The following is a 6,387-nucleotide window of genomic DNA, read 5'->3' as shown; positions in this document are numbered from 1 at the left end:
CGTTGCCGATGATGCCGACCTGACCGTCGAGCTTGACGTAGTTCAGGCCCTTCTCCTTGGCCTTGACCTCGAGGGGGTCGCCCTCGGCGGTCGAGGCCAGGCTCTCCAGGTCCTGGCGGAACCCGGCGTTCTCGTCCAGGGTGACCTTGCCGTCCAGGGCGACGACGCGCCCGTCACCGGTGAGGATCATCGGGTTGACCTCGACCAGGGTGGCGTCCTTGGCGACGAAGACGTCCCAGAGACGGGTGATGAGCTCGGCGGCGCCCTGGGCGGCCTTCTCCGGCAGCTTGCCCTGCTCGACGATCTCGGCCGCGACCTCGGCGGGCGCGCCCTTGAGGGCGTCGATGGCCACCTTGGCGACGGCGTCCGGGTCGGACTCGGCGACCTCCTCGATCTCGACGCCGCCCTCGGCGGAGCAGATCGACAGGAACGTGCGGTTGGCCCGGTCCAGCAGGAAGGAGAGGTAGTACTCCTCCGCGATGTCACTGGCCTCTTCGACCAGGACGCGGTGCACGGTGTGGCCCTTGATGTCCATGCCCAGGATCTGCTCGGCCTTGGCCTGGGCGTCCTCCGGGCCGTCGGCCACCTTCACACCGCCGGCCTTGCCGCGGCCGCCGGTCTTGACCTGCGCCTTGACGACAACGCGGGACGTGCCTGCCGCCGCGAACTCCTCGGCGATGGCACGGGCCTCTTCGGCCGTGCCCGCCACCTTTCCCCGGGGTACGGGGACCCCATGCTCCGCGAAGAGCGCCTTCGCCTGGTATTCGAACAGGTCCACGAGGGTCCGTCCTTGTTACTCGCTGGCTGCAGTGGTCTGCGGAGGCGTGTCACTCGCACCGCGCCGCCGGGAACCGTGGCCCGGAGGTCCGCGTTGTACTTTCCTTCGAGGATTCCATCCGCAACATGCGGAAGCTTAGTCCTCCCGGGGGTTGCGAGCCGCCACCGGGGGGCCGGTGACCAGTCAAAGCGCGGATTCGAGAGGAATCCCACCGGCGCTCTGACAGGCGATGCCGTGAGAATTCGTGTGACCTGTCACATCGGCTCTCACACGGGCCCGGAGAACCACTCCCAGGCCAGCTTGGCCAGCAGCGCCAGGACCACCACGACCAGAACCGCGCGCACGAAACCGGTCCCGCGGGTCAGCGCCATGCGGGCGCCGACCTGCGCCCCGGCCACGTTGCACGCGGCCAGGGCCAGCCCCATCGCCCACAGGATGTCACCGTTGACGGCGAACACGGTCAGCGCGCCGACGTTCGTGGCGGTGTTCACGATCTTGGCCGACGCCGAGGCGGAGACGAAGTCCATACCGGTGACCGCGGTGAAGGCGATGATCAGGAAGGTCCCGGTCCCGGGGCCGACGAGTCCGTCGTAGAAGGCCACGCCCGCGCCGGCGATCAGCACGGCGGCGGCGATCCGGCGCGGGGTGAGCCGCGCGGGGTCGGCGGCCGCCCCCAGCGCCGGGCGCACCACCACGGTCACCAGCACCGCCGCCAGCACCGCCATCACGATGGGGCGCAGCGCGTCGGAGGAGATCGACCCGGCCAGCGCGGCCCCCGCCCCGGAGCCGAGCAGCGCCAGGCCGGCGGCGGGCCACACGGTGCGCCGGTCCGGCCGCACGCCGCGGGTGTAGGCCACGGCGGCCGAGGCGGTGCCGAAGACCGCCGTGAGCTTGTTGGTGCCCAGCAGCGGGGCCACCGGGGCCTGGGGGAAGGCCGCCATCAGGACCGGCAGCAGGAGCAGGCCGCCCCCGCCGACGACGGCGTCGATCCACCCGGCCGCCATGGCGGCGGCCAGCAGCAGCGCCAGGATCCCGGGCGGGGTGTCGGTGAGCGTGGGCAGCAGATCGGTCGGCACGAGGCCAGGATTGTACGGACATGTCCGGCCTCACACCCGGGCCGCCCCCTAGCCGGCGGCGTGCAGCGCCGGGATGTTGTCCCGCACCCACTCCCCGATCTCGGAGGTGGTGGCGCCCGGGGTGAAGATCTTGGCCACGCCCAGCCGCTCCAGCTCGGGGATGTCCTCCTCGGGGATGATGCCCCCGCCGAACACCCGCACGTCGGTGGCCCCGTTCTCCTCCAGCAGCTCCATGACCCGCGCGAAGATGGTCATGTGCGCCCCGGACAGGACCGAGAGGCCGATGGCGTCGGCGTCCTCCTGCAGCGCCGCGCTGACGATCATCTCCGGGGTCTGCCGCAGACCGGTGTAGATCACCTCCACCCCGGCGTCGCGCAGGGCGCGGGCGACCACCTTCACCCCCCGGTCGTGGCCGTCCAGCCCCGGTTTGGCGATGACCACGCGAACCGTCGATGCCGCACCCATGCCGCGAACCTCCCGCAATGCCGACCGTGGGTGCAGCGTAACGCAGGTCACTTTCCGTTGAACGCACCGGGTGGCGGGTATCCCCCAGGTATGTCCGACGATCTCGACCGGCTCGACCAGCTGGACACCGACGAACTCCGCGAGCGCGCGTTCGCGCTGGCCCGGCACCGGTGGNGGCCGCCGGGGCGGCCGCGGGCCACCTGGAGGCCGGCGAGGCGGGGATCGCCACCGCCTCGGCCCGCGTCGGCGAGGCCCTCTCCGCCGAGGCCGACCCCGAACTGCAGGAGGCGCTGCGGCCGCTGTACATCGCCTACCTCGACGAGCACGGCCCGGCCCCGGACTAGGGTGTCCGAAAACCGCCGGTCCGGTCCGGGTCCGAGGCGCACAATGGGGGCGTGACCTTCTCGGAGATGGACGACGACCAGCTCTACCGGGCGGTCCGGGGCAAGGACGCCCGCTTCGACGGGGTGTTCTACCTGGCGGTGACCAGCACCGGGATCTACTGCCGCCCCAGCTGCCCGGCCACCGTCCCCAAACGGGCCAACGTCCGCTACTACCGCTCGGCCGCGGCCGCCCAGTCCGCCGGGTTCCGGGCCTGCAAGCGCTGCCGCCCGGACGCCTCGCCCGGGTCGCCGGAGTGGAACGGGCGCGCCGATGCGGTGGGCCGGGCCATGCGGCTGATCGCCGACGGGCAGGTGGACCGCGGGGGCGTGCCCGCCCTGGCCGCCGCGGTCGGCTACAGCGAGCGCCAGCTCAACCGGCTGCTCACCGACGAGCTGGGGGCCGGGCCGCTGGCGCTGGCCCGGGCCCGCCGGGCACAGACCGCGCGGGTGCTGATCGAGACCACGGCGATGCCGGTCTCCGACGTCGCCTTCGCCGCCGGGTTCGCCAGCATCCGCCAGTTCAACGCGACCATGCGCGAGGTCTTCGACCGCTCCCCCGCGCGGATGCGCGCGCTGTCCCCGCACCGCACCGAGCCCCCCGCCGACGGGGCGCGGCTGCGCCTGCCGCTGCGCGCGCCCATCGACCGCGGCCGCATCCGCGCCTTCCTGGCCGCACGGGCGGTCCCCGGCGTGGAGGAGGTGCGCGGCGACCGCTACCGGCGGGTGGTGGACCTGCCGCACGGCACCGGCATCGCCGAGGTCGACCTGGGCCCCGCCGGGGCCGGGCCGCCCCACCTGCCCTGCCGCCTGCACCTGGCGGACCTGCGCGACCTGGGCACCGCCGTGCAGCGGCTGCGCCGCCTGTTCGACCTGGACACCGACCCCGGGGCGGTGGCCGAGGTGCTGGGCGCCGACCCGCTGCTGGCCCCGTCCGTGCGCGCCCGCCCCGGGCTGCGCGCCCCCGGCGCCGCCGACCCCCAGGAGCAGGCGGTGCGGGCCGTGGTCGGGCAGCAGGTGTCGGTGGCGGCAGCCCGGACCGCCGCCGGCCGGATCGCCGAGCGGTACGGCAAGCCGCTCGCGGCCCCCTCCGGGGGGCTGGTGCGGGCCTTCCCCCGCCCCGAGGCGCTGGCCGCCGCCGACCCCGCCGACCTGCCCATGCCCCGCTCCCGGGGCAGGGCCGTGGTCGCGCTCAGCGAGGCGATGGCCTCGGGCGCCATCGACCTCGGCCCCGGCGCCGACCGGGAGGAGGCCGCCGCGCGCCTTCTGGCCGTCCGCGGGATCGGCCCCTGGACCGCCGACTACATCCGCATGCGCGCGCTCGGTGACCCCGACGTGTTCCTCATCGGGGACCTGGGGGTGCGCAGGACGCTGGAGCGCCTGGGCGGCGTCCCCGGCGCCGACGCACAGCGCGCCTGGAGCCCGTACCGTTCCTACGCCACGCACCACCTGTGGGCCCGGGACGCGGACGAGAGCGAGGAGTGACATGGAGCCGGTGCCGTACACGATCACGGACTCCCCCGTGGGGGAGCTGCTCCTCACCGGCGACGGCCGCGCCCTGACCCGGGTGGGCCTGTCCCCCTTCACCGTCCCCGAGGGCGCCGAGCCCGCCCCGGAGCTCTTCACGGACGCGGTCGAGCAGCTGGACGCCTACTTCGCGGGCGACCTGACGGAGTTCTCCCTCCCCCTGGCCCCCGAGGGCACCGACTTCCAGCGCAGGGTCTGGCGGGAACTGGCCGCCGTCCCCTACGGCACCACCGTCGGCTACCGCGACATCGCCGCCGCCCTGGGCTCCCCCGGCGCCGCCAGGGCCGTGGGCAAGGCGAACAACAGGAACCCGCTCCCGATCGTCGTCCCCTGCCACCGGGTCGTCGGCGCCGACGGCGCCATGGTCGGCTACGGCGGGGGCGTGGAGCGCAAGGAGTTCCTGCTCCGGCTGGAGGGCGTCCTGCTCTGGTAGGCCTCGTTGGCGGCGATGAGCCCGTCGAGCCGGTCCCGCGCCCGGGCCAGCTCCCCGATGCGGTCGGACAGCCGGTCGCGCTCGTTCCGCATCCGCTCCAGCGCCGCGCCGGTGGTGCGGTCGCTCGGCGCGTCGGCGCACGGCAGCAGCTCGGCGACGGCCCGGCTGGACAGGCCCGCGGCGAACAGGCACCGGATGAACCCGACCCGGTCGACGTGCTCCTCGGTGTAGTGCCGCTGCCCGCCGGCGCTGCGCACGCTGGTGAGGATCCCCTGCTCCTCGTAGTAGCGCAGCGAGCGGACGCTGACCCCGGTCCGCGACGACAGCTCCCCGATCCGCACCGGCCCCTCCTCTCCGTGCCGTGATCCGCGGCACAGACGCTTGCCTCTGACACCGATGTGAGGTTCTAGCGTAGCCGCAGCGCCCGGCGACGGGCACCGCGCACAACCGAGGAGCCTTGCCATGACCACCCTGTTCGACGCCTACCGCAGCGGCCGCCTCTCTCTGCCCAACCGGGTGGTGATGGCCCCCATGACACGGGTCCGCGCCGCCCCCGGCGGGCTGGCGACGCCCGCGATGGCGGCCTACTACGCCCAGCGGGCCACGGCCGGGCTCATCGTCTCCGAAGGGGTGCAGCCGAGCCTGGTCGGCCAGTCCAACCCGGGCACACCGGGCCTGCACACCGATGAGCAGACCGCCTCCTGGCGCCCCGTGACGGCGGCCGTGCACGCCAACGGCGGGCGCATCTTCGCCCAGATCATGCACGGCGGCCGGGTGTCCCACCCCGACACCACCGGGACGGACCCGGTCGGCCCCTCGGCGGTCCCCGGGACCGGCCGGGTGTTCACCCCGAACGGCCCGCGCCCGCTCCCGGTACCGCGCGCCCTGGACACCGGCGAGGTGCCCGAGCACGCCGCGTCCTACGCCGACGCCGCCCGCAGGGCCGTCGGCGCCGGGTTCGACGGCGTGGAGCTGCACGGCGCCAACGGGTACCTGATCTCGCAGTTCCTGGCACCCAACGCCAACCGGCGCACCGACCGCTACGGGGGCTCCATCGCCGGCCGGATCCGGTTCGCCGTCGAGGCGGCGGCCGCCACCGCCGAGGCCGTCGGCGCCGACCGCACCGGGATCCGCCTCTCCCCGGGCGCGGGCATCTGGGGCGTGGAGGAGACCGACGTCCCCGAGCTCTACACCGCCCTGCTCGAAGAACTCGCCCGCCTCGGCCTCGCCTACGTCCACCTGGAGGCCACCACCGACGAGGAGGTCCTGCTCGGACTGCGCCGCACCTGGCCCGGCACGCTCATCGTGAGCCCGGGGACGCCGGGCGGGCCCAAGCAGACCGGGCCGGACGACGCCGAGCACTGGCTCGGTCTGGGCGCCGACCTCATCGGCTTCGGACGCGCCTACATCGCCAACCCCGACCTGGTCGAGCGGCTGCGCAACGCCCTCCCCCTGGCCCCCGCCGACGAGGCCTCCTTCTACGAGGGCGGCGACCAGGGCTACCTGACCTACCCGGCCTACCAGTACTAGGATGGGGACGCGGCGATCGCCGCGTCCCTCTTCTCCGATGCCCGTTCCGGCCATGTCCCGTCATGCCCGCATCCACCGGAACGGGGACCTCCACCGTGCACCGCTTCGCCGTCTGGGCCTTCGGACTCGGCGCGTTCAGCGTCCAGTTCGACTCCTTCGCCCTCAACCTCGCCCTGCCGTCCATCGGCGCCGACCTGC

The 6,387-nt window shown here is 74.3% G+C and carries 7 protein-coding genes; 3 read left to right on the top strand and 4 right to left on the bottom strand.

Features of this window, described 5'->3' with window-relative positions:
* The 3 genes from D450_RS0128815 to D450_RS0128805 form a co-directional block, all read right to left on the bottom strand.
* Positions 1-778 (bottom strand): ATP-grasp domain-containing protein (locus D450_RS0128815; RefSeq protein WP_017542096.1); only part of this gene is annotated, 778 nt, incomplete at its 3' end.
* Positions 779-1,044: 266 nt separating this feature from the next.
* The gene (locus tag D450_RS0128810; protein WP_017542095.1) at positions 1,045-1,854 is read right to left on the bottom strand and encodes a TSUP family transporter; all 810 of its coding nucleotides are present in this window, start codon (positions 1,852-1,854) and stop codon (positions 1,045-1,047) included.
* 48 nt (positions 1,855-1,902) lie between these two features.
* Positions 1,903-2,319 carry a cobalamin B12-binding domain-containing protein gene (locus D450_RS0128805; protein ID WP_026124693.1) on the bottom strand — a complete coding sequence of 139 codons (417 nt, stop codon included), beginning with the start codon at positions 2,317-2,319 and terminating at the stop codon, positions 1,903-1,905.
* A 410-nt stretch (positions 2,320-2,729) separates the two neighbouring features.
* Here D450_RS0128805 and D450_RS0128795 point away from each other — a divergent pair, with 410 nt between their 5' ends.
* Both D450_RS0128795 and D450_RS0128790 read left to right on the top strand, forming a co-directional pair.
* A complete protein-coding gene (locus tag D450_RS0128795; RefSeq protein ID WP_241483305.1) occupies positions 2,730-4,184 on the top strand; it encodes an AlkA N-terminal domain-containing protein in 1,455 nt (484 codons plus the stop codon).
* 1 nt (position 4,185) lies between these two features.
* A complete protein-coding gene (locus D450_RS0128790; RefSeq protein WP_017542091.1) occupies positions 4,186-4,659 on the top strand; it encodes a methylated-DNA--[protein]-cysteine S-methyltransferase in 474 nt (157 codons plus the stop codon).
* Here D450_RS0128790 and D450_RS0128785 read toward each other — a convergent pair.
* Entirely contained in the window at positions 4,596-5,000 is a 405-nt protein-coding gene (locus D450_RS0128785) for a MerR family transcriptional regulator (RefSeq protein ID WP_017542090.1), read from the bottom strand. The two genes, D450_RS0128790 and D450_RS0128785, sit on opposite strands and share 64 nt — an antisense overlap.
* Before the next feature lie 121 nt (positions 5,001-5,121).
* Between D450_RS0128785 and D450_RS0128780 the strand changes: the two genes are divergently transcribed.
* On the top strand, positions 5,122-6,189 hold the full coding sequence (locus D450_RS0128780; protein WP_017542089.1) for an alkene reductase: 1,068 nt from the start codon (positions 5,122-5,124) through the stop codon (positions 6,187-6,189).
* Positions 6,190-6,387 lie beyond the last annotated feature (198 nt).

Origin of the sequence: Nocardiopsis halophila DSM 44494 (assembly GCF_000341245.1) — a bacterium.
Classification (GTDB): Bacteria; Actinomycetota; Actinomycetes; order Streptosporangiales; family Streptosporangiaceae; genus Nocardiopsis_A; species Nocardiopsis_A halophila.
This window is presented reverse-complemented; position numbering and strand designations above follow the sequence as displayed.